Raw genomic sequence first — 25,165 nt, 5'->3', positions numbered from 1 at the left:
AAATCACCCCCTTATTACCCCCTTAAGGCCTTGCCTGTAATCTGCAAAAACATGCTTTCCAAGTTCACTTCCTCATATTTAAAGCCGGTGAGCTTGATTCCTAATCCTTTGATGTCGTCCACAATCTCAATCACATTTCTCCCACTCATGGAAACCAGCATGCTAATTTGATTACCCGTTACAGTAACCTTGGAAATACCAGGAATCTGACTTAACTGCTCAATTGTACCTTCACTAGCAGCGCTAAAATTCACTGTCAACGTATCGCACGCGGCCAGGTTCTGCTTCAATTCTTCTTTTGTCCCCAGTGCAATCAGGGAGCCATGGTCAATAATGGCCACATTCTTGCACAAGTACTCTACTTCCTCCATGTAGTGACTTGTATAAATTACCGTCATTCCTCTCTCCTTGTTCAGTTTTTTCACCGTCTCTAGGATATGATTGCGGGATTGTGGATCAATGCCTACAGTAGGTTCATCCAGGATCAATAATTTAGGATTATTCATGAGGGCAATTCCGATATTGACCCGGCGCTTCATTCCTCCAGAGAACTCGGCAACATCCTGATTTTTCTGATCCTGTAATTCGATGATTTCCAATACCTCGTCGGTTCTACTCTTCAGCCTTTTCCCGAAAAGTCCGTATAAGCTACCGAAGAACTCCAGATTTTCTTTGGCGCTTAAGGCTTGATACAACGCTAGATCCTGCGGCACAATGCCCATGATCTTTTTGATTGCTATAGGCTGTTCCCTAAGAGATTTGTTATCAATGTTTATACTTCCACTGGTTGGTCCAAGCACTGTGCTGATCATGGATACGGTCGTCGATTTACCGGCTCCATTGGGACCTAACAAACCAAAGATCTCACCACTGTTCACATGTAACGAAATGTTGTTGACCACCGTGACATCGTTATACTTTTTGGTCAAATTCATTAATTCAAGCATTCGCAATGCACTCCCCGCTTGCATTTCTTGTTCTGCTATCATTCTACCCCCGCTTCCTTTTGAAAAATATTCACTATAGTACTCAATCCGGGTATTACTTTAGTTATCAATTGGAGTATTACTTTCGTCAGGTTCAACAAAAATAAGCCGCTGCCTAAGTCAAACGCCTGCAGAACAGACGGACTTAACAGCGGCATACTGGAAACGAAACGGTGAGGGAAGAGATAAAGCTTTAACAATTTAGAGAGGGAGCAGACACGGCTCTAAAGAAGCTGCGTCAGAGCGCTTTTTGCAGGTATAGCGTTAGCTCGGTTCTATTCTTTAACTCGAGTTTCTCAAGCATCCGGGAGACATAATTTTTGACCGTACCTTCTGTGATAAATAAATCGTTACTGATCGCCTTATTGCTTTTCCCCTCCATAATCCTTCTGGCCACTTCAAGTTCGCGCGGCGTAAGCAGCTGCATGATTTGCTCGTTGTGTGTATTCTCGGCACTAAATTCTTTATTGTGGTGTACTGCATTCAGTGCATTCACTACTTCCCTAGTAATCTTGGGGTTCAGCAGGATATTGCCTTCGCGAGCAGTTTTAATAGAAGCAATAATTTCCTGAGCGCCTGCATCTTTAAGGAGGTATCCATCGGCTCCATTCTTAAGTCCTGTAAAAATATATTCGCTATCATTAAATGTGGTAAGAATAATAACCTTGATCTCCGGGTATTTGGCTTTCACCAATTTTGTGGCTTCGATCCCGTCCATTACAGGCATCTTAATATCCATTAGAATCACTTCAGGGGAAGTGTATGTGAGCAGCTCCAGAGCCTCCTCTCCATTGGCCGCTTCGCCGATCACATTAATCTCTTTGTGTAAGCTCAGAATCATTTTCAAGCCTTCTCTAACAATCTGCTGATCATCCACTATAACGATATTCACCATGAACAGCCCTCCTTACTTATCAACCTTGAAAATCAACAGCAATTTTAGGAATACTAGCCTCAACATTGAATCCTGGAGCCTGACTACAGTAAAAGCTTACCGTTCCACCCAAGGCTGTAATCCTGTTTTCTATTCCTTGAATCCCATTGGACTTAATGATCTCCGTGCATTTTGCTCCATTATTATGAATGAGCAGGGAGATTTGATCCATATTCTTATGGATATCAATGGAGAAGTATGTGGCCTCGCCATGTTTGATCCCATTCGTTATAGCTTCCTGCACCGTTTTATATATACAATGTTTGATATCGGAATCCACCCGTTCAATATCATCGTCCATGTTCAGTTCAAACTGAATCTTATTCGTCCCTTGGAAGTTGGCAAAGATTTCGTGAAGCGACTCAAGAAGCTCTTTTGAAGCAGGCTCTTCCCTCAGGAGAACTACAGCCTTCCGCAGATTAACGATACATTCCTTGGACAGCTCATGAGATTTGGTGATCGCCACTTTAGCCTTGTTCGGCTCCACATCCACGGTAGCGTTCGCATATTCAAGATTCATATTCAAGGCTACGAGGTAATGGCCGAGAGAATCATGAAGCTCTTGGGCAATTCTCGTCCTCTCTGTGGAAATGGTCAGCTCCTGAATCTGGCTGGAGTACTCTAGCAACTTCGCATTTGCTACCTGTAATTCTTGATTCAGCCCTTGTGTTTTTGCTTTTTCAATCACGACATTCCGGAACAAGTAGACGATAGCTACAATGATTATGTAAGAAGATAAAATTTCTTTGATAGTCGTATGCTCTGCGAGCAAGGCAACTGTGAAAATAGCGAAATGTAAGCACAACACACTCACCGGAATTTTCTTTGTACTCACAACGATTTCCACAAGTAAAATAATGATGTAGATTTGTGACCCTATACTGTAAGCCTTGAACAATAAAAAACCTGCGAGAATATTGCTAATTATGAAGGAAGTGTACCAAGCGGCGGACATGCTGTTGAATCTCATTCTGAAGTAATCATTTCCTAATGAAAATAAAGTAACACCAACGAGTATAGCGCTCATATGTGCGGTAATAGAGTATTTTTCCAGAATTGTGAACAGGATTGAGATAAGTAAAAAACACTTCATCGCTCTTCCAATAAATACTCCCGATACCTGGGTGGCAACTTGTTTCATAGAATCCCCTCACTATACGCAATCCACTTTTCATTCCTATAATTGGGTATTTATATAATAATCAAAAATCCAATATTTTGAAAGGAGGTCAAGCGGCATGAAGCATACTGCTAATCTCATCTCCCTAAGCCGGATACTTCTTACGCTGTGCATGTTGTTCTTATTCAGACACGTATGGGTCTTCACCTTGTTGTATCTGCTATGTGGGCTAAGTGATGTGCTTGATGGATACATCGCGCGCAAAACAGGCACGCAAAGTGAATTGGGAGCCCGTTTGGATACAGCAGCGGATTTGCTATTTTATACAATGATTATCGTATTTACGGCAAGTTGGCTTGGTCAGGACACGCTGAGCTTTTGGCCGTGGATCATTATCATAGCCCTGGTTCGTATAGCAAACGCCGTCATTGCAGCTTACAAATATCATTCATAGGTTATTTTGCATACGTGGGGCAACAAGCTGACTCTTTAACGGTATAATCCACGGTTCAAAAGCCCATGTTCATCAGCCAGGCAGTCAGCTTCTCTTCCCGTGTCTTGAGATCATTGTTTCTCTTCGCGTATCTACCAAGCCGGAGTTCTGCGGCAATGCTGCCATCGAGCATGTACATCACACGTTCGGCCTGAGCAGCAACCTTGGTATCGTGCGTGACCAATAGGATCGTCGTTCCTGTCTGGTGAATCTCGCCGATAATCTCCATGATCTCCCCGGCGGCCTTGGAGTTTAGCGCACCGGTTGGCTCATCACCAAAGAGAATATCTGGACCATTGATCAAGGCCCGGCAGATGGCTGCCCGCTGCATTTGGCCACCTGACACCTGTGTGATATCCCGTTCTGCCAGTGCTGCAATGCCGGTTCTTTTCATTAAATCAGCAGCTTTTCTATTGATACTTGCGCGTCTGTTCTTGTTCGCACGGTACGCAGGCAGAATGATGTTATCGCGGATATTCAAGTTTTTTAACAGATGCATCTGCTGAAAAATAAATCCCATCTCATGCAGCCGGAGTTCCGCCAGCTCTTTCTCGGCAAGACCGCTGATCTCCCGTCCCTTAAAGATCACCTTCCCTGTGCTAATTCCATCCATGCCACTGATTGTATAGAGCAATGTGGATTTGCCGGACCCGGAAGGCCCCATTATCGCCACGAATTCACCCTGCTCGATCTGGAGCTGGATCTCTCGCAACACTAGTTGCCCGGCCCCTTTCCCTGAAGGGTATGCTTTACTTAACCCGCTGGCTTCCAATATGTACATTCTGTCATCCCCTCTCATTCACTCATCTGTGCCGCAATACTGGATTGTCTGATGGACATCGTGCTTACGAAGGTTGTCATGCCGATGACCAGAACGAAGACTAGCGGGAGCAATCCATATACGGTCATCGGTTGAATCACAAATTGAATCTTTGAAGCCCCCATCACCGATCCAATCACCCGAACCATACTTTGTCCAAGCGTACCGGCGGCCACCGTTCCCAGCAGAATACCCAGTCCAGCTGTCAGCAGCATGCGGACCAGATACTGAGTCTGGATATCCCCTAGTGTGAACCCGATGCTTCGCAGAATCGAGATTGGCGAGGTATCTTTGGCCAGCAACATCTTTAGAAATAAAGAGGTGATCAGCACGGCTATAGCTAGGGAAACGCCAATAATCAGGAGAGTCGCGAGCCGCAGTTGTGTAATCATACTCCCCAGGGTCTGGGATAGATAGCTGTCCAGATGTGTGATTTTAGCGGGATAAAAGAGGTTAGCATATTGATCCACCTTCTCACTCACCCCAACACCCAGCTTGACATCTATAGCCACTACATACCACATAGCAGTCTTAGGGTCGTAAGGGAGTCGCGCTTTTGCCGTTCGTCCCCCGTTCGTGATATCCTGGTAGATTCCGCTAACGATCATTTTCCGCTGTGTTCCACCCACGGCCAGTAACAGTTCTTCCCCAAGCCCTTTGTTCAGCTCTCTGGCGTTCAGATCCGAAAGTGCAATTTCATTACTGCTTTTTGGAGACGTACCTTCGATATAGGATAACGGGAAAATGGAGAAATCCCCACTCTCAACATTCAAGCTCTCCCATACCCCATCGCTTCCCAGCACTTTAAAGCGTGAGGTCACTAGCGGCGAGAACTTCTCAATGTCTGCATCTTTATCAAGCGTTCTCAGCATTGATTCAAACTTCCGCTCGGTAGCCCCCGATTGCTGCAGGTCGATCCGAATATCGCTCTGCCCTATACCCATATAGGTAATAAACTGCGGGGACTGCAGCGTATATAGCAGATTCACCGGTACAATCATGATGAATGTACAGATCATAAGAATAGACAGCAATAACCCGTACATCTTGAAGCGTCCCACCACATCCTTGATCCCGAGGACAATGTTCACGTTCATCCATTTGCGCCGACTGAGCGAAATCATACTGGTGTTCAGTTTCGTTGCCCCGGCCGTGCCAGACCGTAGTGCCTGGGCCGCTGTGATCTGATTTAATCTTCCTAGCAGCAGCTTGCAGAAGAACACGACTGCGCCAAATACAAGACCCACTGCCAGAACAGGAACAAGGTGCTGCAGCAAGCTAGGTGAAGCTGTGCCCAGATACAGGCTGATGTTGGCAGTGAAAATCCGCATCACGGCTAAAGAGGCCAAGTATCCCAGCAGCGAAGACGATGCTGCCATGAGAATGTATTTTGCCATGTAAATCGCTCTGATCTCAGACTGCGGAATCCCGATGGCCTTCATGACACCAAGCTCCCTGTAATCCTCCTCTAGCGCGGCAATCATCGTGAATCTCAGGCATAGCAGGGCAATTATCATTAGTAAAATACTGGCCAAAATAATAACGAGCGCAATGATACCATCGGTCAAGGCATTCAGTGTCTTGAATAACCCATAGTCCACCGTCGGACCTTTAGCGGGTAGGCCTGAAGCTTCATATCTACTACGGAATTCACTGAGTCTGCTCTGATCTGTAAGTTGAAATTCGATCAAATATTCAGAATCCTTGAAGGATTGCTTAAGAACTGTGTAGTCTCTGTCACTCACCACAAAACGTTTGGAGCTGACAAGCGCCGGGTTCATCTGTACATCACGAACGAAATCAACAATGGTAAATGTAGACCGGGTAGCCCCAGCGGAAATGGTGACGGGATCGCCGATATTCAGATGGTTCTGCTGTCTGTAATAGATGGGAACGGCAATTTCTCCCTCCGCTAGCTGAATCACCTCATTGTCCAAATTGAGCAAGAAATCAAACGATGGATTCTGTCTCACAAAACCAATGTCCATCACACTATTAACTTCTGTCTTTGATTGATTCCCTAGCGAGATATTCGAACCATCTATACGCAGCATCTCTACCGTCTGTTGCTTCTTCACTAATGGATTAGCCGAGACGAACCGTTGAATCACTACGTTATTGATTGGACCTTGGTGCATTTGCACAAAGTGGGGTGCGCTCGATTTAAGCAGCAGGTTGTTCAAGGACCCCGACAGCTCCATGATGATATGGGACGCACTGGCCACAAGCAGAGACGATAACATAATGAACAGGAACAGTCCGACCGTCACGATTTTATTACGCTGAAAATCCTTTATGGCAATCTTCAACAGCATCTTTCCGTATCCCCTCCTCCCCTTGCATAAAGTCAGCTATTCCTTCTCCAGTGAATGGATAGATTTAATACCGGGAATCAAGAAGGCCAGGACGACAATCAGCAATCCGCACACGATAAATAACAGACCGATCCCCCGTCCTTCCCCAATACCGATAACTCGCCCCACCGTAGTAGCCAGCAGTCCTCCTTCCCGCAACATCGGGTTGAAGATGCGATCCGCAAGCACACCGGCCAGCGCGTAAGCAGCCACATAACCTAGCTGGGACAAGATGCCGATAATGCCCCAGGCCCGGCCCTGAGCATCATTTGGAATATTGGAACGAATCATCACATCAGCACTTGTATTAATGAAGGGAATCGCTGCGAAGAAGAGAAAGGCTGCTCCAGCGATAAAATAAATGTGGGTCGTCAAGCCCACCGCAGCGTAGCACCACCCGGCTACCCCCAGCCCGATCATCAGCATTTGGATATAGTTGCTCTTCATACTGAAGATGCCAATGATTAGACTTCCGGCCAGCATCCCGATGGCACTTACAGACATTACCGTCCCAAGTGTTCCCGAATCTGTAAGGGGTAAGAGCATGGGAGTGAACAAGGTCTGGAGAAAACCAATGGCGAACGTCACCACGGATAGTATGAAGGTCAGGGAAAGCACACCCCTGGTGGAAGCTAAGACACTCCATCCCTCCTTCAGTTCATTGACGAAAGACGATGGTTCCTTGCTCTGGAGGGGGGTCCCGAGAGTTCTTTTCACAGCCAGTACCGTTAGTACCGTAACCAGAAACGTGAAGATGTCAATCAACAGCACGACCTTAATGTTAAAAAGAGACAGTAGAATTCCGGCGATAACCGGTGAAAGGAGATATTTGGAGGATGCCGCAAGCTGGACCAGGCCACTGGCCTTGGCAAATTGCTCTTCGGTCAACAGGTCTGTTATCGTCGCTTTGTAGGCGGGATCGAGCAGAGAAACAAAGATGGAGCTGAAAGCAACACCCATACAGATCTGCCATAACGGCGGATCACCCAGCAGCATTGCCACCAGAATAAATACAAGGCCAACAGCAGAGAACAAATCACCCACCATCATCAGCAGCCTACGGTCAAAACGGTCCGCGAGTACCCCACCGATCGGTCCAAGCAAGATGGATGGGAGAAAAGCACATAAGGTCACCAGCGCCACACTCGTAGCTGTCCCGGTCATTTGGTAGACATAAACACCAAGTGCAAAAGCAGTCAGTCCGCTGCCAATACTGGAAATCCACTCCCCCGTCCATAGGATCAGAAAAGATCTAAACGACTTATGGCTTGCGCTCCCCATCCTTGCTCATCTCCTCGTCCTTTTGACCGTTGTTCAAACATCTGCACCACATAAGAGAAGCTGCCTGGGGCCGCACCCAGTATCGTCTCCATAATATAGATGAACGCCTCAATCTTCTGAGTGATCTCCTCCGGCTGCCAGTGGAAAATTCCTTCATCGAACAGAAACTCCGAGCTGGTCAGCAGGAATTCTACCGATTCCTTGGGATATGGCGTATGGAACATCTTCTCGCGAATTCCCTGCTCTATGACCTCAGTCAACACCGGGGTTAGGTGAAGAATGGTCTGGGCCAGGCTTTTCTGATGAATCTGGGCATTGTCCGGCTGGTGGAACTGCTCAATCATATGTTCTTTTCGTTCATCAGTTGGCTTCTGTGCCATAATGATGGACAATAGCTTCTCATGGACAGTCAGATCAGGATTGCCTGCAATTTGTTTAGCCGATGACACCCCTGCCTCGATGAATCGCATAACTACCGCGTCCATAACCTCTTCCTTAGATTTAAAATAATAATAAAACGTCCCCTTCGCGATCCCGATTTCCCGCAACAAATCGTTTACTGTCGTTCCCGCGTATCCTTTTGTATAAAAAAGCTTCTCCGCCGTATCCAAAATTTCATTTCTACGTTCTTCAGGTTCTTTCGTAATTCTCATTGCGCAATGCCTCCATTCTGTCCATTCATCGACCGACCGTCGGTCTATTACAGATTACACCTTGATCCAAATTATGTCAACCGCTAATGAAAAAGCTCTACTATCATACTATTAAATAAAACAGGGGCTTATCCCTCCGTAGAAAAATCTACTTTTGGGACAGCCCCTTTGCTTAATGTTATCAAAATATTTTCCCAATCTCTTAACTCAGCTCTGTATCAATGATAGCTTCTGCTTCGATCTCGACCAAAAGACGCGGGTCTATTAACGCCTTTACCTCCAGCATACTCGCTACTGGCTGAATATCTCTAAAAAATTCACCATGCGCTTTCCCGATGTCTTCCCATCTGGAGATGTCCGTAACAAACATGCGGGTTCGTACTACATGGGTCATATCAGCCCCTAGTTCGTTAAGAGCCCGCTCAATGGTTTCCAGAATAAACTTCGTTTGAGCGTAAGGATCATCTAAGCCAATGACTTCCCCATCTTTCATCGCTGTTGTGCCTGCGACCTCAATCCGGTTGCCCACACGAATAGCGCGGCAATACCCTACGATCGGTTCCCAAGGGGAGCCTGTGAATACCTGTTGTCTGCTCACGTTGTTTCTTCCCTTCTTACAAAAAGATAACTGCTTCGATTATTATACTAAATTTCGATATCTGAACACGCGCTTGACGTTAATATTATTTGCATATTCCGAAAACACTCTCATAATCTAAGTTCTTTATGATTTGGTTGGTAGTATAAACATTAGGAGGGAACTTATGAAATCACCGAAAAAGTACGGTATCAAGACTGCCGTTGTAGCTACAGCGGCAACTGCCCTATTCGCTTCAAGCGTAATAACTGCACAAGTCACCAATCGTGCGGACGCCGCTCCTTCCAAGACTAAAAATGTTATTCTGTTTGTCGGTGATGGAATGGGTACCGCGCAACGGAACGCGATCCGGTTAGCCACTGTTGGAGAAAAAGGAAATCTGGCTATGGATTCTATGCCCTACGCTGGTCTGATCCATACAAGCTCCACTGTTCCGGTAACGGATTCGGCAGCTTCCGCTACTGCTTATGCCAGTGGTGTGAAGACTTACAATGGTGCCATCGGCATGGATGCCAACAAGAAATCTGTACCGACTATTATGGAATATGCCAAAGAAGCCGGTAAATCCACTGGTGTGGTTACGACCAGTCAAATTACGGATGCCACTGGTGCCGCTTTTGGCGCACATGTGGAAGACCGTTCCAAGCAAAGTGACATCGCACTGCAATTGTTGACGAAGAGTAAAGTCGATGTACTGCTTGGTGGCGGTGAGGATTTCTGGTACCCGGCAGGCAACCCGGGTAAATTCCAAGATGAGCCTGCAGAAGACCCTTCCGAGAAAAGCAAAGGAACTCAAGGTAATCTTGTAGAAAAAGCTAAGCAATTGGGCTATAACCATGTCTCTTCCAAAACAGAACTGCAACAAGCAAAGGGTGGCAAGCTGCTCGGACTGTTCGCTAATGAGGAAATGTTCCAGCAAAAGCCTGAAGGTGAAGGCGATATCTATAACCCTGTCGTCTCCCTTAAAGAAATGACCACAAAAGCAATCGACACCCTTTCTAAGAATAAAAATGGCTTCTTCCTGATGGTTGAAGAAGAGGGTACCGACGAATTTGCCCACCGAAACAACGCCAAAATGACGATCAAATCTGGTCAAGAACTGGATAAAGCCGTTCAGGTTGCCAAGGATTTCGCCAAGAAAAACCCTGACACATTAGTCTTGGTCCTGGCTGACCATGAAACTGGCGGTTTCTCGATTGAAGAAGTGAATGATAGCGACGAATCTGGCGACGGTATTTCTAAAGAAGACGGTCCATTCGCCATTGCCAATTCCAAAGCTAACTTTGTGGTAGACTGGACAACCTCAGGCCACACTGCGGTAGATATTCCTATCACAGCTATGGGCAGAAATGCGAATCTCTTCACAGGTATCTACGAGAATACTGAAGTCTTCCACAAGCTAATGGATTCTATGGGACTTAAAGCAAAAAAATAATCCGGTGAAAGGATTGTTCACAGGATTAACGTAAAGGGCTTCCCGTCAGGTCACAGAACCGGCGGGAAGCCCTTTTTTCACTGTTACTTCCCCAATGTCTCGTACTCCACACGTGCTATGAGAATCATCGGAAAGGATGCTGAAGTATTCTTGGAAGAGAAGCTCTCCAGCAGCATCTCATTCACTGGACCATAGGGAGAATCATTGCCATACAGCAGCACCACCGAATTGTATGGGACGAGACGGGCTTCCAGGTCGGCAGGCAACTGCTCTGCGAACTCACTATATTCTGTGTACTCAAGCCGCAGATAGGTAACCAAACTCCGACGCTCTTCCCCATTCCCGATGTAATGCCGTTCCATAAAATCCTGATCCAGCCCCTCCAGTCCTGCCTCGTCCATAAAACTGCCCCCTGCCACTCCGTCACCAGAGGAACCCTCCGTATAGGTCATAAGCTCTTCTTCAGAATTGAAATTCCCCGCCCAAATCGCAACCGCATTTCTCATCTTCGCACTCCTCTGTACAGTTAGTTGAGAATGACAAGCTTTGTACTTCAAGTTTACCCAATTGTAAATGGAAAAGTAACACTACATACTTAAAAATCCGACTGGGCGGTAAGCCTCAGTCGGATTTTTCGAAGATGTTTTTTCACACTGCGTGCGCCTCCCGGCGCGCGGTGTTTGGCCCATGGCGGTGGTCAACCCTAAATTTGACCTTTACAATTGTAGCCGTCCGCCCTGCTGCTGCACCACTTTACCGGCTATGACATTTCCCAGCTCGCAAGCCTGCTGCAGGGTATAGCCTCTGGCCAGTCCCGCAATAAATGCGCCTGTATGCGAATCGCCTGCACCAATCGTATCCACGACCTTTACTGGCTCCGTCTCAGCGATCCCCTCTTCATCACGTGAACAGTACAGGGTGCCATCTCCACCCAAGGTGACGACGACTGCCTCGCCCGTCAGTTGAGTCAGTTTGGCTGCTGCTTCCTTGGCATCATCTACCCCCATGATGGCCTGAATCTCGTTCTTATTGGCGTGCACAATTGTACCCATACTAAAGATTCTTTCCAGAATTGCTGGTTCCAAGAACTCTCCGCGCGGACCTGGATCAAAGACAATTTTCCCGGTTGACTTGCGCTGGCTCAAGGCGTCCAGAATAACTGGGCCTGACGGTCCTTCCAATTCGTAGCCGCTAACATAAATGTAGTCGTAGCTAGCCAAGTCAAGTGCCCCGAACCAGTGAGGAGCCCATCGTGTTTCAATTCCGGGAATAGTGATGAAGGTCCGCTCCCCATCATGTTCTACGATGGAAAGGTTCCAGCCGTTATCTCCAGATAGGTCCTCCAGGAGTACAGGAACACCGTCCTTTTGCAGCTGGGCTTTGACGATATCGCCATAGCTTCCTTTTCCCACCGGGGCGAACAGACTGTAATTTACATGCAATTGATTCAGAATATTGGACACATTGTAGGCGCAGCCGCCCACAATAGTTTCTTTATGCTCAGCCATGACATCCTCAGCCGTTCTTGGCAGTTTGTCGAGCTGGATGATTACATCGACTACGGCTGCACCGATCACGAGGATTCTGCGACTTTTATCGGATTTTACACGATCCAGAATATTTTCATTCATGAGATACTCCTCCTTGCTTGGACTTTCCGTTCACCTGATGCAAGATGATGGTTGTCACTGCACTTGCCGCAAAGGCCAGCAGCACACCGAGACTGTTGTCTTTAAAAATTCCTGTGGCAAACGGGCCGCTGAAGAACGGCGAGTTGGTGAACAGAAAACCTACAACTACCCCGATAATCCAACTGATTACGCCATTGTAATTAAATGCCTTGCCTGTAGCATTGTCCAGCAAACCTGCATCATACCCAGTTTTGCTTCGCAGCAGCACATAGTCGAACATAAAGGTCGCCGCCCAGGCTGCCAGACCGATGCCGAGAATACCCAGGAACAGTTGGAAGTTCATCAGGAAATCCTCTGAAATAAACAGAACGTAGACAGGAATAAGAATCATAATTAGCGCATGAATGCCAATAGCCGTTTTATCGCTGACCTTGATGTTCAGTGTTTCCATGTTGACACGAGCCGATTTCAAGCTGATGATACACTGCGGAATCAGACCGCCAAGCGCAGTAATGAAGTAGACGATTGTCATCCATTTTGGAAGCGCATTCCCAATGGCCTGGATCGGGTTAGAAGCAGACACCAGATCCGGCACAGAGGTGCTGAGCAGAATTCCCACGCCCATGATGAAGAACAATGGAATGAAGGCACCAATCGTGACACCAGCGACTACCTTTTTACCGGAATTGGCCGGGTTCTGATATGCACTGTAGTCAGCGGCGGCAATGGACCAGCTAATCCCCGTTCCCGCAATGATAATAGAGAGCGCCGGCAGAAAGCCGTTCAACCAATTGCCATTGCTCATCTTGAACAACGCCGTCCAGTCTGTCTGGGGAATGAGAATGACCAGAATCAGGAAGGTTAATGCCCCGAACACATAGGTGAAGAAGGTCTGTACTTTGACAAGGACATTTTGCCCAAAGAGATTCGAGGTTAGAATCAGCACCACGAACAACGCCAGACTTATCACCGTCAGTACCGCCGATTGACCGATGCCAAACAGCCCGAACAGTGACATCAAGGTAAGTGTTCCCGTTATGACGTTCACTGCCAACCAGCCTATTAGACTTAGCCATCCGAGCAGGTTAGGAATATAGTTCCCCTTGACGCCAAAGACCGCTCTGGACAACACGAAGGTGGTACCGCCCGATTTGAGGCCGGACAGGCTTAGGTAACCCACAAGTCCAAACGACAATGCACCTGCGGCTGCCGCTAGTATGGACTGGATAAAGCTCAGATGATAGCTCACAATAAGAGCGCCATAGACTACGCCCAGAATACCAATATTACCGGCAAACCAGATAAAGAAAAGTTCCTTGGGACTTCCGGTTCTCTCATCAAACGGGATAAACAGTTCAGACTTCGAATTAGACATGTTCTTCTTCCCCCTATAATGAATCAGAATGAATTAATGCTGTGTTCTGAACGCAAGAATATGATCGGCATACTGACTGAGATTCACACCATTGGCCTCGTCAATCAATGCTCTCCAGGAGGGATCAATACCTTCTGCTCCTGATTTGGCACCGCAGATGGCAGTCGCCATCGCTCCGATGGTATCTGTGTCACCACCCAAATTTGCACATAGCAGGCTGCATCGTTGCGGCTCCTTGGCGTAATACGCAATGGCGAGCGCGGCTGGAACGGATTCGCTGGTGATTACCCCACTACCGATAACATCGTAAATTACCTGAAGGAACTTGTCGTCCTGACCTTCGTACTTGTCCGCGTATTCCAGTGCGAGCCTCAGCCGCGCCGGGAGCGATGCGCTGTACGTCTCTGCACCGTAATCCTTCGCTTCCAGATAGGCCGAGACCGCATGGGTCATAATATCCTCCCACGACTTATCGACTATGGCAGCTCCGACTGCTGCAGCAATCATTGCCGCTCCACCTACAGCCACATCCGTAGAATGCGTCACCTTGCTAATGTCGTACACAAATTTAGATAACTTCTGGACCTCTGTTGGCAGGAATAGCCCGCCGATAGGCGCGATCCGCATCGCGGCCCCATTGGTTTCGGCTTTGGAAGTAAACTCCGTCGCATCTTTACCTGCCTTTAGAGCGAGTAGCGCAGCCTTGGAGCTTGGCCCGAGAATGTTGTTCTCAAAAGCATTCAGCCTGTCGGCCCATTCCAGCAAGTGCCGGCCAATTACAGCCGTATCCGGGACGAAATCGCTTTCAACTAGAGCATCAAGGATCAGCAGAGCCTGTGAGGTATCATCCGTAAATTGACCACGGGTGAAGTTGCACGCCACATCATTTTCCTTAGGGCCATCCAGAAAATCCGTTATGGTTCCAAAATACTTCCTTACCTTGTTTCTGCCCCATAGCTCTGACGGCATCCCCATCGCATCACCAATGGCCATTCCGTATAATGCACCGAGAATTTTGTTCTTCATGTAATTTGTCTCCTATCCTTAATATATTCTACACATACGGTTGTACGTATGAGTTGTTCTTGAAATAAAGCCGAGCTCACTCGGCGATTAAATATGGGTCACCACTTTGAACTCGACACTCGGCCCGTAGATAACCTCTACCTTTTCCACTTCGATCCCTTTCTCATCCAATACACTCCCTTTGGTCATGATCAGTGGGAAATCTCCCTCATATTCAAACAGCTGTCTTGTTCGCTTGCTGCTGTTAATGGGATGAATGGCCAGCGCTGCATTCTGCGGATAAATACTGTAGCGTTGATTCATAATCTGGTACAGGGACTGCTCGGAGAAATCATATTGATCAATGCCTGGAAAAAGAGCCAACGGAACATACGAGGTATCCAGGGTCAGCCACTTAATGCTGCTCTCCTTGCGCGTCCCGCGGAGCCGAACCAAATGCATGTAAGAGCTGCCTTCCAGACTGATAATCTCCTTCTTCAGCACACGCGAGACGGGAATTTCATTCTTCTTCCGCGCAGCTTCCGTAAAACCGCTAAAGTTCCAGATATTATGCTTCATCTCCCGCAGGCATACCATGGTGCCCTTGCCATGCATCTTCACCAGAAGTGCTTCATCGACGAGGCCATCAATCGCCTTACGGATCGTAGTCCTTGTGACTTGATACAGCTTCATCATTTCCGTCTCAGAAGGAATCATTCCCCCTTCCTTGAACTTACCATTGATGATATCATTCCGGATAATGTTCTGCAGTTGGATGTACAGCGGAACACTGTCGTGCTTGTTAAGCATATCTGCCTCCTTACACGCAATCACGGGATAGCCAGCAGGCTGTACCGTCCATTCTGCACAAGTCCCATGCTACAAGTGATTTAGCGCTTTCATCTCATGTTGTTCTGCCTGTCGTTAACTCATACGTATGAGTTGTGAGTTCAATATATCAGGTTTATGATTCTTTAGCAATAGCTTTCCTGAGGTTGGGACAAACTTCCATTATTATAACTCTAGAAGGCTCTCCGCAGCCGCTTAATTCTTATTGCATCCTCTTCTGTATAGCGGTTCGATTAACCGTAGTACTTATGTTCCTCTACCGTTCAAGTTCTGTTAAAGTAAATATGATACGATGAGAGTGGGTGAAGAATATATGACAACAATGAACGATACAAAAATAGTCATCGTAGACGATGAATCTTCAATTATTACGATGCTCCAAATGGTGCTGCGCAAGGAAGGGTTCCAGGATATCTATACTGCCGCTACCTGCCGGGAAGCGCTGGAGGTCGCCCGGCGTGTCCGCCCCGAAATCGTACTGCTCGACATCATGCTCCCTGACGGCAGTGGGCTGGATATTTGCTCGCGTATTCGAGAATATGGCAATCCCCATATCCTGTTTCTAACGGCAAGAGCTTCAGACCTGGATGTGCTGACTGGCTTTGCCATGGGTGGGGATGATTATATCACCAAGCCCTTCAATCCTTTGGAGATCGTGGCACGAATTAAAGCTCGTTTGCGCCGACAGAATGCCGAGGGCTCACCGGTGACACTTAATCCGCCTCGCTCTGAAGCTGTGCTGTACGAATTCGGGCATTTTGTCGTCAACGAGGCAGAAGGTGAACTCCTTGTAGATGGACAACCCGTTTCCTGCCCGGCCCAGGTATTTCAGTTACTTCTCCATTTCTGCAAGCATCCGGGGATCGTCTTTACCCGCACCCAGCTCTATGAAGCGGTATGGGGAATTGACGGACTGGGGGATGATTCCACGGTACCCGTGCATATTCGACGGATCAGGGAACGCATCGAGACAGACCCTGGCAACCCCCAATATTTGCTGACCATCCGCGGTCTAGGCTATAAGCTGGCAAAGGGGCCACAGGAGTCATGAAAATCAGACGGCGGATTGCCTTCCATCTTACCTACCAATTTATTTTATATGCCCTGCTTATACAGGCCATTGGTCTGTTCTTGCTCTTTATGTTTCTGCAAAAAACGATCGACGATGACTTGCGCCGCAATTTTCCAAACGGAGCCTTGACCAGCATCACGACGGAAGTCTCAAGGAATAACGGGGAGATCAAGGTCCCCTCACACTGGATTAATCTGCTCAAGGAGCGGGGGATGTGGCTGCAGATTATCAATGAAGACGGAAAAGTGATCTATGACATTAACTCAGCCATTGTCCCATCGCTTCCCTCCTCCTACTCTGTGGCCCAACTGTTAAACATACAGGAATCAGGTAAGTACGAAGATTACTCGGTGCATTCTCAAATGGATCTTAACCTCTCACAAACCCAGCTTTTTCTCCTTGGGTACAAAAATCCTGACCTGGATCTGCTCATGAATCTGTTCAACAGCTATCAGAGCAATGGGCTGGTTAGCAAGTCGAAGCTCCCCGAACTATCAGCTGAGTTGATGGACAGCGGAAGGTATTTGCAAATCACTGACGAAGCGGGGACAACCGTTCAGAGTGCCGGGAAGAGCAGCTCTTTTTATCCAAACCAGTCTACGCTCGAAATCCTGAAAATGCAGCAGGCTCCAGCCAATACGGATAGGAACATTGCAGTCTACCGGGATCCGCACACAGCAAAGACCTGGATGTTATACTCACCAAATGCGGTGGAGAACATCCCCAGACAGCCCGTTGTTCAGAGCCTTGTTCGTGGAATCTATTGGATGGCCGTCTTCATCTTTGTCTTCTCGCTGGCGATCTCTCTCTGGCACGGCTACCGTTATGGTCAACCGCTGATTCTTTTCGTCAATTGGTTCCAGAAATTAAGCCAAGGGCATTATGATCAAGTGCTGACGGAGAAAGACAAACGCAAAGTCTTTAAGCCAAGCGGGAAGCTGAAAATCAGCTACAAGCTATACAGCGAGGTTATTCAGACGTTCTACCATATGGCCGAACAGCTGGCGCATACGGAGAAAGAACGCAAACGGCTGGAGAACGCGCAGGAAGAATGGATGTCTGGCATATCGCACGATCTGCGGACACCACTGGCTACCATTCAGGGGTATGGCTACATGTTGGCGAACCAGCCTGGGCAATGGGACCAGGAGGAACTTCAGGTCATGGGCACGATGATCCGTGAAAAAGGCGACTACATGCTTGAGCTTATCACTGACTTCTCGCTCATTAATCAGCTCAAGCATGGGGCTTCCCTCATGAAAGTCCACAAGCTGGACCTGGAAGAGCTAGTACGCCGTTCTGTTCTGAAATATGTGAATGATGCAACCATGTCAGACTGCGATTTCACATATGAAGGTACAGATCAGGCCTTATATGTTCAGGCAGATGACAATTGGCTGCAGCGGCTATTGGACAACCTGTTATCCAATGCGGTGAAGCACAATCGGCCTGGTGTAACGGTTAACGTCTCCGTAGGCTTAATGAATAACATCCCCTACATCAAAGTAGCGGACAATGGAAGCGGAATGGATGAAACCACCCAGCAAAATCTGTTCAAACGCTACTACCGGGGAACCAATACAGAAGAATCCACAGCAGGCTCCGGTATCGGAATGAGCATCGCCAAGGCGATTGTGGATGCACATGGTGGTGAAATCAAAGTACATTCCGCAGTAGGCCAAGGGACTGAAATCCTGATCCTGCTGCCCCAGAAGCACAACTTGTAAAAAAAAGAATCTTCAGCCCTGCGACTTCCGGGAGCCTGAAGATTCTTTTCTATGTCCATACTAAGCTCGCTGGAGAAGCCACTGCTCGGCCTCATCGGTATTGTCAAAGATTCTGAATTGGTTTCCTTTATTCAATTCTGAAGCTAGTTCCTTGAATCTGCCTTCTGTAATCATTTCATCCAAAATCAACGCAGTTTTCACATGATAATTGATAAGCTTCTGCATCATTCCACCTGCCAGACCTGTCCTGAGGTTGAAGAAATCTGCGGACAGCACTGCACCATGAAGCATCAGCAGCTTGGTGTCATGCTCTGAGCATAAGGCGATGAGGTCTAATGCATCCTGTTCCCTGCTAAGCGGTGTCTCGGCGGACAGGCATGAGACATAGTTTACATTGTTATTGCTGATCACTTCGTAATTCATTCTATTCTCTCCTTTGGTTGTTCGTCTTTCGAAGCCTGCTCTGCCAGACCTTGGCGTAATTGCTGCACCCATAGCAGCTCTTGTTCATATGAAGCGATAATATTCTCGTCAATCATTTTCCAGAGATAAGTCTCACGGGGGGTGCGATTGGGGGAAAAGAGGCCTCTACGAACCTTCTCCTGCTCCAGGCTGATCTGCAGACTGATCTCCTGCTCATATCCTGACAGTAGCTCTTCCAGCTCGGCTGGACTTAACTGATCAGCCCATGCCAGTTGGGTCAGGAACCCTTTCTTGATCTCCGGCAGCTCAGACGGTGAAAGTACCCAGCTTTTCAATTCGGCTCTGCCCTTCTCCGTAATTGTATAGATCTTCTTAGAAGGCGAGCTTTCCTGATGCTGCACTTCATTCGTAACGAGTTCTTCTCCCAGGAGCTGCACCAGTGTCTTGTATATTTGATTGTTGTTGCCTGACCAATACATCGCTGATGAATCTTCAATGATTTTTTTTAGATCGTATCCAGTGGATGACTTCCAGCTCAGGATACCCAAAATCGCCAATTTGATTGACATTACAATCCATCCTTTATCAAGTAACTTATGTTAATAGTATCATATGTTATTTAGTAGATGCAAGCGCAGAAAAAACCTCTTTTGCTGAGGATGAGACTAATGCAAACATCCACCACAAAAAAGGTGCTTTTAGTAGGTAGGTAAGTCCAACTTAAGATCCTAACTTAAAATCCGAACTTAAGGCTCGATTATATATGTATAAATTCCCTCTCCAATATCGCATAAAAATACTGATCAACCCAGCGTCCCTGCCAATTCAGCTCTTCCTTGAAAATCCCTTCCCTGACCATCCCGCTTCGCTCCATCAGTGCGGCCGATCGCTCATTATGACTATTGCACATTCCTACAACCTTATGGGCCTTCAGCTGTTCAAAAGCAAATTGCTGCAGCAGTCTCACTGCTTCACTTCCATATCCGTTGCCAGTGTATTCCGGAAGCAGAGCATAACCAAGCTCCCAGCTGCTGCGGAAACCAACATAGCTCCAAAGCTTTATTATCCCAATTGGCGTGCCCTCGGAATCATTCGCTCTACGAATCACAAAATCATAATGCTCCTTATTCCCGGTATCTTGAATCCTGCTCCGGTATCTCTCACGTACTTCCTCTCTGTTATCATCTACACTCTCTTCGTAATACCACAAATCTTTATTGCATAATGTACTGCTTATAAAGTCCAGATCACTACTGGCTAGACTGGACAGCAGCACCTGTTCTCCGCGAATTTCCATGAACTAAGATTCCTCCTTATTGGGGGCAAGATTATACCAGAATATAGGGTAATTAAAATCTAAAGACAAGCCTGCACCTTCAGCCAGCCGAATTGAACCCATGTTATCAGGAGAGCAATCCCAATAGGGCTGGATATTGTTCCGATAGCATTCCGCCACAAAAGCCCTGACGGCTCCAGCAGCATAATGCTGTCTTCGGAACTCTTCCACAGTTTCTACATCCGCCGCATGGGTACTCCCGGCTACAAAGCCAGAAAAACACACGCTGGCCACCTTCTCATTACACTCTGCTATATATCCAATGCCATGCTGCAAAAAATCCTCTATCGAGCTCCAGAAGCGAAGTATCTTCTCCTCCAAAAAGGAATAATTCTTATACCTTCCGGGTCTTAATGTCTCCTTGTCCATTCTGGTGATCGTTACTTGTGAAAAGACCACTTCCAGTACCGGAGGTATATTGTCCTCTATGAGCCCGAATACATGCTGAATATCATGGGAGAGATGACGCGGATGAAAGATCTCAGTGATGGTCTCGCCCCACTCTCTGTTCTCCGGCACAATCTCTATCCCATGAATATTCTGCTTTATCAGTTCAGGCTCAAGATAGGTTCTCATATAGGAATCAAGGCCCTGCAAAAAGCCTTGGCTTCGCGGATTCCCGATAATTTGAAAATCAGACTGGCCCTGAATCCAGATTAAAGCCGCTTCGGGTTCATCAGGATTATCTGTGTACACCCGCCCCGGGTTAACACCTTCAGCAATTGCCCTTACTTCGATGTTATAACAGGGATCCGTTAGATGTTTTATTTTCTTGAAATCCTGTGGCTTAAGCTCACAGATCACATGAATCCCCTCCATTACAATAATAGTTAGATTATACCTCGAAGTGGGATTATATGGATTGTAAAGAATGAGTTAAAGTAAATTTTCCATAGTCGAGTCAAAAATGCATCGTATCCGTTGATGCTCCAAGAATATAATTCCATGCAAATTGTGCATAATAACCTGGGAATATCAAGTCAGACCCATCTAAGGATGTAATTATGTTCAAATGGATCTTTATGAAAAGTAAATCACAAAAAAAGCGATCAACCCCTCATTTGTCCCAAGTGAATTCTCCGAAGGGCCTTACACTTAGTGGTGATTTCGAAGCCGACGTGGCGTTCTTCAGGGAGGCTTTCGATCGTTCAAGTGATGTCGTATTCAAGGAATTACTGGTCTGCGGCGGATACCGCGGCATTATTATTTTCATAGACGGATTGATCGATGTGTCACTAGTGGACATGCACATCATTACTCCCTTGCTGCACGGACGCAGCCAATTGGAACAAAAGCTGAATGAACAAGTCAAGCATCACGATGTCCAAGCTATTCTGCAAAAAAGCATTGTATCTGCCTGCCAGAGCAAGCTAGAGAGTGAAGCTCATGCCATCGCATCTGCCATAACGAACGGTGACACCGTACTCATTCTGGAAGGTTCTCCTGAAGCCCTGATCTTCGATATGAAAAAGCGGGAAGCACGCGCGGTTGAGGAAGCGGCCTCTGAGCCAACCATTCGTGGACCTAGGGAGGGTTTTACCGAGAAACTGCGCACCAATACAACTCTTCTGCGCACCAGGCTCAAGACGAATAAACTCAAGATCGAGCCACTAACCATTGGTGATGTGTCCAATACGGATATTGTCCTCGTGTACCTGGACGGAGTGGCCAAGACAGAGCTATTGGATGAAGTGCGGACACGGCTTCACCGAATAAAAATCGATGCGATTCTGGAGAGCGGATATATTGAAGAATTGATCGAGGATAATACGTATTCGCCGTTTCCGCAAATACTTAGTACAGAACGCCCGGATCGGGTAGCTGCAGCTCTGCTAGAAGGTAAAGTCGGCTTACTGATTGACAATACGCCGTTCGCATTGGTATTGCCTATCACTTTTCTGGGATTGCTGCAGTCGCCGGAGGATTATTATCAACGGTACATGATATCGACAGCCACCCGGTGGCTACGATACTGGCTAGCGTTCATCGCCCTGACCTTTCCCTCTCTTTACATTGCTGTAACGACCTTTCATCAGGAAATGGTGCCAACCAACCTGCTGTTAAGTATTGCCTCCTCACGCGAGGCGGTTCCTTTTCCAGCCCTAGTCGAGGCACTTCTCATGGAGATTACCTTTGAAGGACTTCGTGAAGCCGGTATCCGCATGCCCCGTCCTGTTGGACAGGCCGTAAGCATCGTAGGCGCACTTGTCATTGGGCAAGCCGCGGTGCAGGCGGGTATTGTCTCGGCGATCCTCGTGATTATTGTATCGTTCACGGGAATTGCCTCCTTTATTTTCCCTTCTTATAGCCTGGGGATCGCTGCACGGTTGCTGCGCTTTCCGTTAATGTTCCTTGCCGGGACTCTGGGGCTGTACGGAATTCTCCTGGGGCTGCTGGTCATATGCATCCATTTGCTTAGGCTCCGCTCCTTTGGCGTACCTTATCTTTCGCCCGTAGCTCCCTTATCCTTGAATAATCTTAAGGATACACTCTTCCGGGTACCTTGGAGGAATCTGATTCATCGCCGCAGAGGAATTGGCGAATAAGAACAAGACCATGCACTCTGATACGATGCCATTCATAAGCTTCGTTTCAACAATAAGATGAGGGGTGAGAAAAATGCAGGTAAAACCAGTAACCCTGTTAATGATGCTTGTCCTAATTCTTACCCTGTTGACAGGCTGCTGGAGCAAAGTGGAAGTAAGTGACGTAGCAATGGTTACTGCCGTCGGTCTCGACAAGACGGACAAAGGAAAAATTCAGCTCTCACTGGAACTCGCCGTCCCTCGATTACTGGGTGTGACTAATCAAACCGGAGGCGAAAAGCTAGAGACTAAAGCTGGCTGGATTTTGTCCGCAGAGGGAGAGACCATCCTAGAGGCCTACAGGTACATTCAGCAGAAGGTACAGCGTAAGATTGTCTTTTACCACAGTAAGGTCATTGTTATCGGAGAGAAGCTGGCGCGCAGCGGCATGCTCCCGGTCCTTGATTTTTTTGAACGGTACAAACAATCGCAAATCAAGAGCCATATTCTGTTTACCAAAGGCGAGGCGGTGAAAATATTGGAGTATAATCCGGTATTCGAGAAACTGTCCTCCGAAATCATGCGCGAAGAGGCCAAATCCAAAAGGAATGTAAGTGTCCGTCTTTTGCAATTTATGGACATGATGGTGTCCCCGGGAGATACGCCCATGGCAGCTCGTGTACAGCTACTCCCGGCTCAAATAGATAAAAACAGCAACGAGTCAGATCCAGGCTCATCCCAGATTAGCAGTCTATCCGTCAGAGGTGCAGCTCTGTTTCACAAGGATCAACTAATCGGCTGGCTGAACGAGACGGAGACCAGAGGTGCCATGTGGCTCAAGAACCGGATGAAGGATGCGGTCACTACTGCCGAAGTTCCGGCGGAAAAGGGCGGCGGCCGGATCAGCGCACAAGTGCATACAGCACATACGAAATATCATACTCTTGCAGACACTAAAGGAATTACGATAAATGTGGATACCTATGCGGGGATATCTATCTTCGAGAATACTTCTAAGCTGGACATGAGTAGCCCCAAGGATCTGGACTATGTCAGAGCTTTGGTTGCGGATGATGTCAAGGCCAGAATTGAATTGGTCTGTCACAAGGCACAGCAAGAGTATAAGACAGATATTCTCGGGTTCGGGCAAATCGTCTACCGCCAGCACCCCAAACAATGGAACACAAGCTATGCCAAGGAATGGGAGAATCTGTTTCCGGAAGTACCAATAAACATTATTCCACACATTTCAATAACGCAGGTAGGTTTAACCAATAAATCCATAGAGCTTGAATAAAAGGCTGAAAAGGGAGGGTATCAGGATGGTCAGGGTATCGGGGTATCAGCTGTTTGCCACTACGGTGTTGTTTCAGCTTGGAACGACAGTAATCTTCGGGTTCGCCTCTCCTGCCGGACGTGATGCCTGGATTGCGATACTGCTCTCCGCTTTTATTGGAATGTTCATGATCCTGGGCTACACTGCTCTTATGAACATGATGCCGGGATTATCCTTGGTTGAATGGTTCCCCAAGCAATTTGGTCCCTGGCTGGGTATCCCGATTGCCTGGTTCTATCCGATGCTGTTTATTTATGATGCTGGACGAGGAATTAGCGATCTGAAGGAGCTTGTTCCGCTCACCCTGCTGCCAGGTACACCTACATGGGTCATCCTTGGCTCCATGATGCTCGTTATTATATATTTGTTATCCAGTGGTGTCGAAGTTATCTTTCGGCTCGCAGGGCTGCTTTTCCCGATTATATTTTTCTTCTTCGTTGTAGAGATCCTTCTACTACTGGGTTCCAGAAGTGTTCATTTTGACAATCTTCAGCCCCTCTTGGGAGAAGGCTGGGGGCGAGTATGGAAGACGGTCTGGCCCTTTGGCATTCTGCAGACCTTCGGCGAAACCATCGAATTCGCGATGTTGTGGACCTTTCTGAGAAAACCGGGGCAACTTGCCAAAATAAATATCATTGCCGTGCTGGTCACTGGCGTTACTATCGCCTTGTTTGATATGTTCGCAATTATGGTGCTGGGTGAAGGCGTCTTCCAGCGCAATATCTATCCGCTGCTGGTGCTGCTGAAACAGCTTAGCATCAGTGATTTTCTGGATAACCTCGATGCCCTGGGTGTGATGTACTTTATGACAACCATCTTTTTAAAAATGTCCCTTCATCTGATGGCTGCTGTTCTGGCTATCCAGAAGCTTACCTCCTCCAAAACACTGCGTCTGCCGATTCTTATCGTCGCCGTAATCACACTATGGATTGGTAACAATATGGCGCAAAATGTGTCTGACCACATCTTCGTGGGGACCCGAATCCTTCCTTACAACTTATGGATTCCCCTCTTTCTCGTCGTTCCGGCTATTCTGTTGATGGTCACCTGGCTTCGCAAGAAAGTGGGGACAACACTATGAAAGGATACCTGTGGCCTTGGCAGTCTCATGTGATCCTTCTGCATCCTTGGGCAATCTCCATCATGTTCATTGTGTTAGCGCTGCTGTTGTCGATGATTACATGGTTCAAAAAGAAAAAATAAAAAAAGAGC

Annotated in this window: 25 protein-coding genes; 8 read left to right on the top strand and 17 right to left on the bottom strand. The window is 47.3% G+C overall.

What is annotated here, in order from left to right:
- Positions 1-14: 14 nt before the first annotated feature.
- From ACFORK_RS05240 to ACFORK_RS05230, 3 genes are all read right to left on the bottom strand, one after another.
- Positions 15-947 (bottom strand): ABC transporter ATP-binding protein, encoded by a 933-nt coding sequence (locus ACFORK_RS05240; protein WP_379197106.1) that lies wholly within the window; start codon positions 945-947, stop codon positions 15-17.
- Between the two features lie 277 nt (positions 948-1,224).
- Complete coding sequence (locus tag ACFORK_RS05235; protein WP_379197104.1) at positions 1,225-1,878, bottom strand: response regulator; 654 nt, start codon at positions 1,876-1,878, stop codon at positions 1,225-1,227.
- Between the two features lie 22 nt (positions 1,879-1,900).
- The gene (locus tag ACFORK_RS05230; RefSeq protein WP_379196387.1) at positions 1,901-3,061 is read right to left on the bottom strand and encodes a sensor histidine kinase; all 1,161 of its coding nucleotides are present in this window, start codon (positions 3,059-3,061) and stop codon (positions 1,901-1,903) included.
- 97 nt (positions 3,062-3,158) lie between these two features.
- Here ACFORK_RS05230 and ACFORK_RS05225 point away from each other — a divergent pair, with 97 nt between their 5' ends.
- Positions 3,159-3,494 carry a CDP-alcohol phosphatidyltransferase family protein gene (locus tag ACFORK_RS05225; protein WP_379196385.1) on the top strand — a complete coding sequence of 112 codons (336 nt, stop codon included), beginning with the start codon at positions 3,159-3,161 and terminating at the stop codon, positions 3,492-3,494.
- Positions 3,495-3,549: 55 nt separating this feature from the next.
- Here ACFORK_RS05225 and ACFORK_RS05220 read toward each other — a convergent pair whose 3' ends face one another.
- The 5 genes from ACFORK_RS05220 to ACFORK_RS05200 form a co-directional block, all read right to left on the bottom strand.
- Positions 3,550-4,314, bottom strand: coding sequence for an ABC transporter ATP-binding protein (locus ACFORK_RS05220; RefSeq protein WP_379196383.1), 765 nt, complete (start codon positions 4,312-4,314; stop codon positions 3,550-3,552).
- Between the two features lie 14 nt (positions 4,315-4,328).
- A complete protein-coding gene (locus ACFORK_RS05215; protein WP_379196381.1) occupies positions 4,329-6,668 on the bottom strand; it encodes an ABC transporter permease in 2,340 nt (779 codons plus the stop codon).
- Between the two features lie 36 nt (positions 6,669-6,704).
- Positions 6,705-7,988 carry an MFS transporter gene (locus tag ACFORK_RS05210; RefSeq protein ID WP_379196379.1) on the bottom strand — a complete coding sequence of 428 codons (1,284 nt, stop codon included), beginning with the start codon at positions 7,986-7,988 and terminating at the stop codon, positions 6,705-6,707.
- Positions 7,949-8,641 carry a TetR/AcrR family transcriptional regulator gene (locus tag ACFORK_RS05205; RefSeq protein WP_379196377.1) on the bottom strand — a complete coding sequence of 231 codons (693 nt, stop codon included), beginning with the start codon at positions 8,639-8,641 and terminating at the stop codon, positions 7,949-7,951. Before ACFORK_RS05205 ends, ACFORK_RS05210 begins: the two co-directional genes overlap by 40 nt.
- 202 nt (positions 8,642-8,843) lie before the next feature.
- On the bottom strand, positions 8,844-9,239 hold the full coding sequence (locus ACFORK_RS05200) for a RidA family protein (protein ID WP_379196375.1): 396 nt from the start codon (positions 9,237-9,239) through the stop codon (positions 8,844-8,846).
- A 166-nt stretch (positions 9,240-9,405) separates the two neighbouring features.
- On the opposite strand from ACFORK_RS05200, the gene ACFORK_RS05195 reads away from it, so the two are divergent.
- Positions 9,406-10,674, top strand: a complete 1,269-nt coding sequence (locus tag ACFORK_RS05195; RefSeq protein ID WP_379196373.1) for an alkaline phosphatase — start codon at positions 9,406-9,408, stop codon at positions 10,672-10,674.
- A gap of 83 nt (positions 10,675-10,757) precedes the next feature.
- On the opposite strand, the gene ACFORK_RS05190 is transcribed toward ACFORK_RS05195, so the two are convergent.
- The 5 genes from ACFORK_RS05190 to ACFORK_RS05170 all read right to left on the bottom strand — a co-directional run bounded on the left by ACFORK_RS05190 (position 10,758) and on the right by ACFORK_RS05170 (position 15,495).
- Positions 10,758-11,180 (bottom strand): immunity 22 family protein, encoded by a 423-nt coding sequence (locus tag ACFORK_RS05190; RefSeq protein ID WP_379196371.1) that lies wholly within the window; start codon positions 11,178-11,180, stop codon positions 10,758-10,760.
- A gap of 210 nt (positions 11,181-11,390) precedes the next feature.
- The gene (locus ACFORK_RS05185; protein WP_379196369.1) at positions 11,391-12,305 is read right to left on the bottom strand and encodes a PfkB family carbohydrate kinase; all 915 of its coding nucleotides are present in this window, start codon (positions 12,303-12,305) and stop codon (positions 11,391-11,393) included.
- Complete coding sequence (locus ACFORK_RS05180; RefSeq protein WP_379196367.1) at positions 12,298-13,680, bottom strand: purine-cytosine permease family protein; 1,383 nt, start codon at positions 13,678-13,680, stop codon at positions 12,298-12,300. The genes ACFORK_RS05185 and ACFORK_RS05180 overlap by 8 nt, the downstream gene beginning before the upstream one ends.
- A 33-nt stretch (positions 13,681-13,713) precedes the next feature.
- Positions 13,714-14,706, bottom strand: coding sequence for an ADP-ribosylglycohydrolase family protein (locus tag ACFORK_RS05175; RefSeq protein ID WP_379196365.1), 993 nt, complete (start codon positions 14,704-14,706; stop codon positions 13,714-13,716).
- 87 nt (positions 14,707-14,793) lie between these two features.
- Positions 14,794-15,495: a GntR family transcriptional regulator gene (locus ACFORK_RS05170; protein WP_379196363.1), complete on the bottom strand. Its 702-nt coding sequence runs from the start codon at positions 15,493-15,495 to the stop codon at positions 14,794-14,796.
- Positions 15,496-15,856: 361 nt separating this feature from the next.
- Here ACFORK_RS05170 and ACFORK_RS05165 point away from each other — a divergent pair, with 361 nt between their 5' ends.
- Both ACFORK_RS05165 and ACFORK_RS05160 read left to right on the top strand, forming a co-directional pair.
- Positions 15,857-16,585, top strand: a complete 729-nt coding sequence (locus tag ACFORK_RS05165) for a response regulator (RefSeq protein WP_379197102.1) — start codon at positions 15,857-15,859, stop codon at positions 16,583-16,585.
- On the top strand, positions 16,582-18,333 hold the full coding sequence (locus ACFORK_RS05160; protein WP_379196361.1) for a HAMP domain-containing sensor histidine kinase: 1,752 nt from the start codon (positions 16,582-16,584) through the stop codon (positions 18,331-18,333). Before ACFORK_RS05165 ends, ACFORK_RS05160 begins: the two co-directional genes overlap by 4 nt.
- Before the next feature lie 60 nt (positions 18,334-18,393).
- Here the strand turns inward: ACFORK_RS05160 and ACFORK_RS05155 are convergent, their stop codons facing one another.
- The 4 genes from ACFORK_RS05155 to ACFORK_RS05140 form a co-directional block, all read right to left on the bottom strand.
- The gene (locus tag ACFORK_RS05155) at positions 18,394-18,756 is read right to left on the bottom strand and encodes a DUF4180 domain-containing protein (protein ID WP_379196359.1); all 363 of its coding nucleotides are present in this window, start codon (positions 18,754-18,756) and stop codon (positions 18,394-18,396) included.
- The gene (locus ACFORK_RS05150) at positions 18,753-19,325 is read right to left on the bottom strand and encodes a PadR family transcriptional regulator (protein WP_379196357.1); all 573 of its coding nucleotides are present in this window, start codon (positions 19,323-19,325) and stop codon (positions 18,753-18,755) included. Before ACFORK_RS05150 ends, ACFORK_RS05155 begins: the two co-directional genes overlap by 4 nt.
- Positions 19,326-19,513: 188 nt before the next feature.
- Positions 19,514-20,053: a GNAT family N-acetyltransferase gene (locus tag ACFORK_RS05145; protein WP_379196355.1), complete on the bottom strand. Its 540-nt coding sequence runs from the start codon at positions 20,051-20,053 to the stop codon at positions 19,514-19,516.
- A 3-nt stretch (positions 20,054-20,056) separates the two neighbouring features.
- On the bottom strand, positions 20,057-20,896 hold the full coding sequence (locus tag ACFORK_RS05140; protein ID WP_379196353.1) for a GNAT family N-acetyltransferase: 840 nt from the start codon (positions 20,894-20,896) through the stop codon (positions 20,057-20,059).
- Between the two features lie 266 nt (positions 20,897-21,162).
- On the opposite strand from ACFORK_RS05140, the gene ACFORK_RS05135 reads away from it, so the two are divergent.
- The 4 genes from ACFORK_RS05135 to ACFORK_RS05120 all read left to right on the top strand — a co-directional run bounded on the left by ACFORK_RS05135 (position 21,163) and on the right by ACFORK_RS05120 (position 25,156).
- Complete coding sequence (locus tag ACFORK_RS05135) at positions 21,163-22,638, top strand: spore germination protein (RefSeq protein ID WP_379196351.1); 1,476 nt, start codon at positions 21,163-21,165, stop codon at positions 22,636-22,638.
- A gap of 73 nt (positions 22,639-22,711) precedes the next feature.
- Entirely contained in the window at positions 22,712-23,914 is a 1,203-nt protein-coding gene (locus ACFORK_RS05130; protein WP_379196349.1) for a Ger(x)C family spore germination protein, read from the top strand.
- Between the two features lie 25 nt (positions 23,915-23,939).
- Entirely contained in the window at positions 23,940-25,034 is a 1,095-nt protein-coding gene (locus ACFORK_RS05125; protein WP_379196347.1) for a GerAB/ArcD/ProY family transporter, read from the top strand.
- Positions 25,031-25,156 carry a hypothetical protein gene (locus ACFORK_RS05120; RefSeq protein ID WP_379196345.1) on the top strand — a complete coding sequence of 42 codons (126 nt, stop codon included), beginning with the start codon at positions 25,031-25,033 and terminating at the stop codon, positions 25,154-25,156. The genes ACFORK_RS05125 and ACFORK_RS05120 overlap by 4 nt, the downstream gene beginning before the upstream one ends.
- The last annotated feature ends 9 nt before the right edge of the window (positions 25,157-25,165 follow it).

Source organism: Paenibacillus sp. GCM10012306 (assembly GCF_042649265.1).
Lineage (GTDB): Bacteria > Bacillota > Bacilli > Paenibacillales > Paenibacillaceae > Paenibacillus_AQ.
This window is presented reverse-complemented; position numbering and strand designations above follow the sequence as displayed.

Bases quoted from the DNA above. Each gene is read 5' to 3' on its own strand.
- ACFORK_RS05215 (WP_379196381.1), bottom strand. From the start codon at position 6,668: ATGCTGTTGAAGATTGCCATAAAGGATTTTCAGCGTAATAAAATCGTG.
- ACFORK_RS05150 (WP_379196357.1), bottom strand. From the start codon at position 19,325: ATGTCAATCAAATTGGCGATTTTGGGTATCCTGAGCTGGAAGTCATCC.
- ACFORK_RS05240 (WP_379197106.1), bottom strand. From the start codon at position 947: ATGCTTGAATTAATGAATTTGACCAAAAAGTATAACGATGTCACGGTG.
- ACFORK_RS05190 (WP_379196371.1), bottom strand. From the start codon at position 11,180: ATGAGAAATGCGGTTGCGATTTGGGCGGGGAATTTCAATTCTGAAGAA.
- ACFORK_RS05230 (WP_379196387.1), bottom strand. From the start codon at position 3,061: ATGAAACAAGTTGCCACCCAGGTATCGGGAGTATTTATTGGAAGAGCG.
- ACFORK_RS05120 (WP_379196345.1), top strand. From the start codon at position 25,031: ATGAAAGGATACCTGTGGCCTTGGCAGTCTCATGTGATCCTTCTGCAT.
- ACFORK_RS05130 (WP_379196349.1), top strand. From the start codon at position 22,712: ATGCAGGTAAAACCAGTAACCCTGTTAATGATGCTTGTCCTAATTCTT.
- ACFORK_RS05125 (WP_379196347.1), top strand. From the start codon at position 23,940: ATGGTCAGGGTATCGGGGTATCAGCTGTTTGCCACTACGGTGTTGTTT.
- ACFORK_RS05205 (WP_379196377.1), bottom strand. From the start codon at position 8,641: ATGAGAATTACGAAAGAACCTGAAGAACGTAGAAATGAAATTTTGGAT.
- ACFORK_RS05165 (WP_379197102.1), top strand. From the start codon at position 15,857: ATGAACGATACAAAAATAGTCATCGTAGACGATGAATCTTCAATTATT.
- ACFORK_RS05185 (WP_379196369.1), bottom strand. From the start codon at position 12,305: ATGAATGAAAATATTCTGGATCGTGTAAAATCCGATAAAAGTCGCAGA.
- ACFORK_RS05175 (WP_379196365.1), bottom strand. From the start codon at position 14,706: ATGAAGAACAAAATTCTCGGTGCATTATACGGAATGGCCATTGGTGAT.
- ACFORK_RS05155 (WP_379196359.1), bottom strand. From the start codon at position 18,756: ATGAATTACGAAGTGATCAGCAATAACAATGTAAACTATGTCTCATGC.
- ACFORK_RS05195 (WP_379196373.1), top strand. From the start codon at position 9,406: ATGAAATCACCGAAAAAGTACGGTATCAAGACTGCCGTTGTAGCTACA.
- ACFORK_RS05225 (WP_379196385.1), top strand. From the start codon at position 3,159: ATGAAGCATACTGCTAATCTCATCTCCCTAAGCCGGATACTTCTTACG.
- ACFORK_RS05220 (WP_379196383.1), bottom strand. From the start codon at position 4,314: ATGTACATATTGGAAGCCAGCGGGTTAAGTAAAGCATACCCTTCAGGG.
- ACFORK_RS05145 (WP_379196355.1), bottom strand. From the start codon at position 20,053: ATGGAAATTCGCGGAGAACAGGTGCTGCTGTCCAGTCTAGCCAGTAGT.
- ACFORK_RS05160 (WP_379196361.1), top strand. From the start codon at position 16,582: ATGAAAATCAGACGGCGGATTGCCTTCCATCTTACCTACCAATTTATT.
- ACFORK_RS05180 (WP_379196367.1), bottom strand. From the start codon at position 13,680: ATGTCTAATTCGAAGTCTGAACTGTTTATCCCGTTTGATGAGAGAACC.
- ACFORK_RS05170 (WP_379196363.1), bottom strand. From the start codon at position 15,495: ATGCTTAACAAGCACGACAGTGTTCCGCTGTACATCCAACTGCAGAAC.
- ACFORK_RS05210 (WP_379196379.1), bottom strand. From the start codon at position 7,988: ATGGGGAGCGCAAGCCATAAGTCGTTTAGATCTTTTCTGATCCTATGG.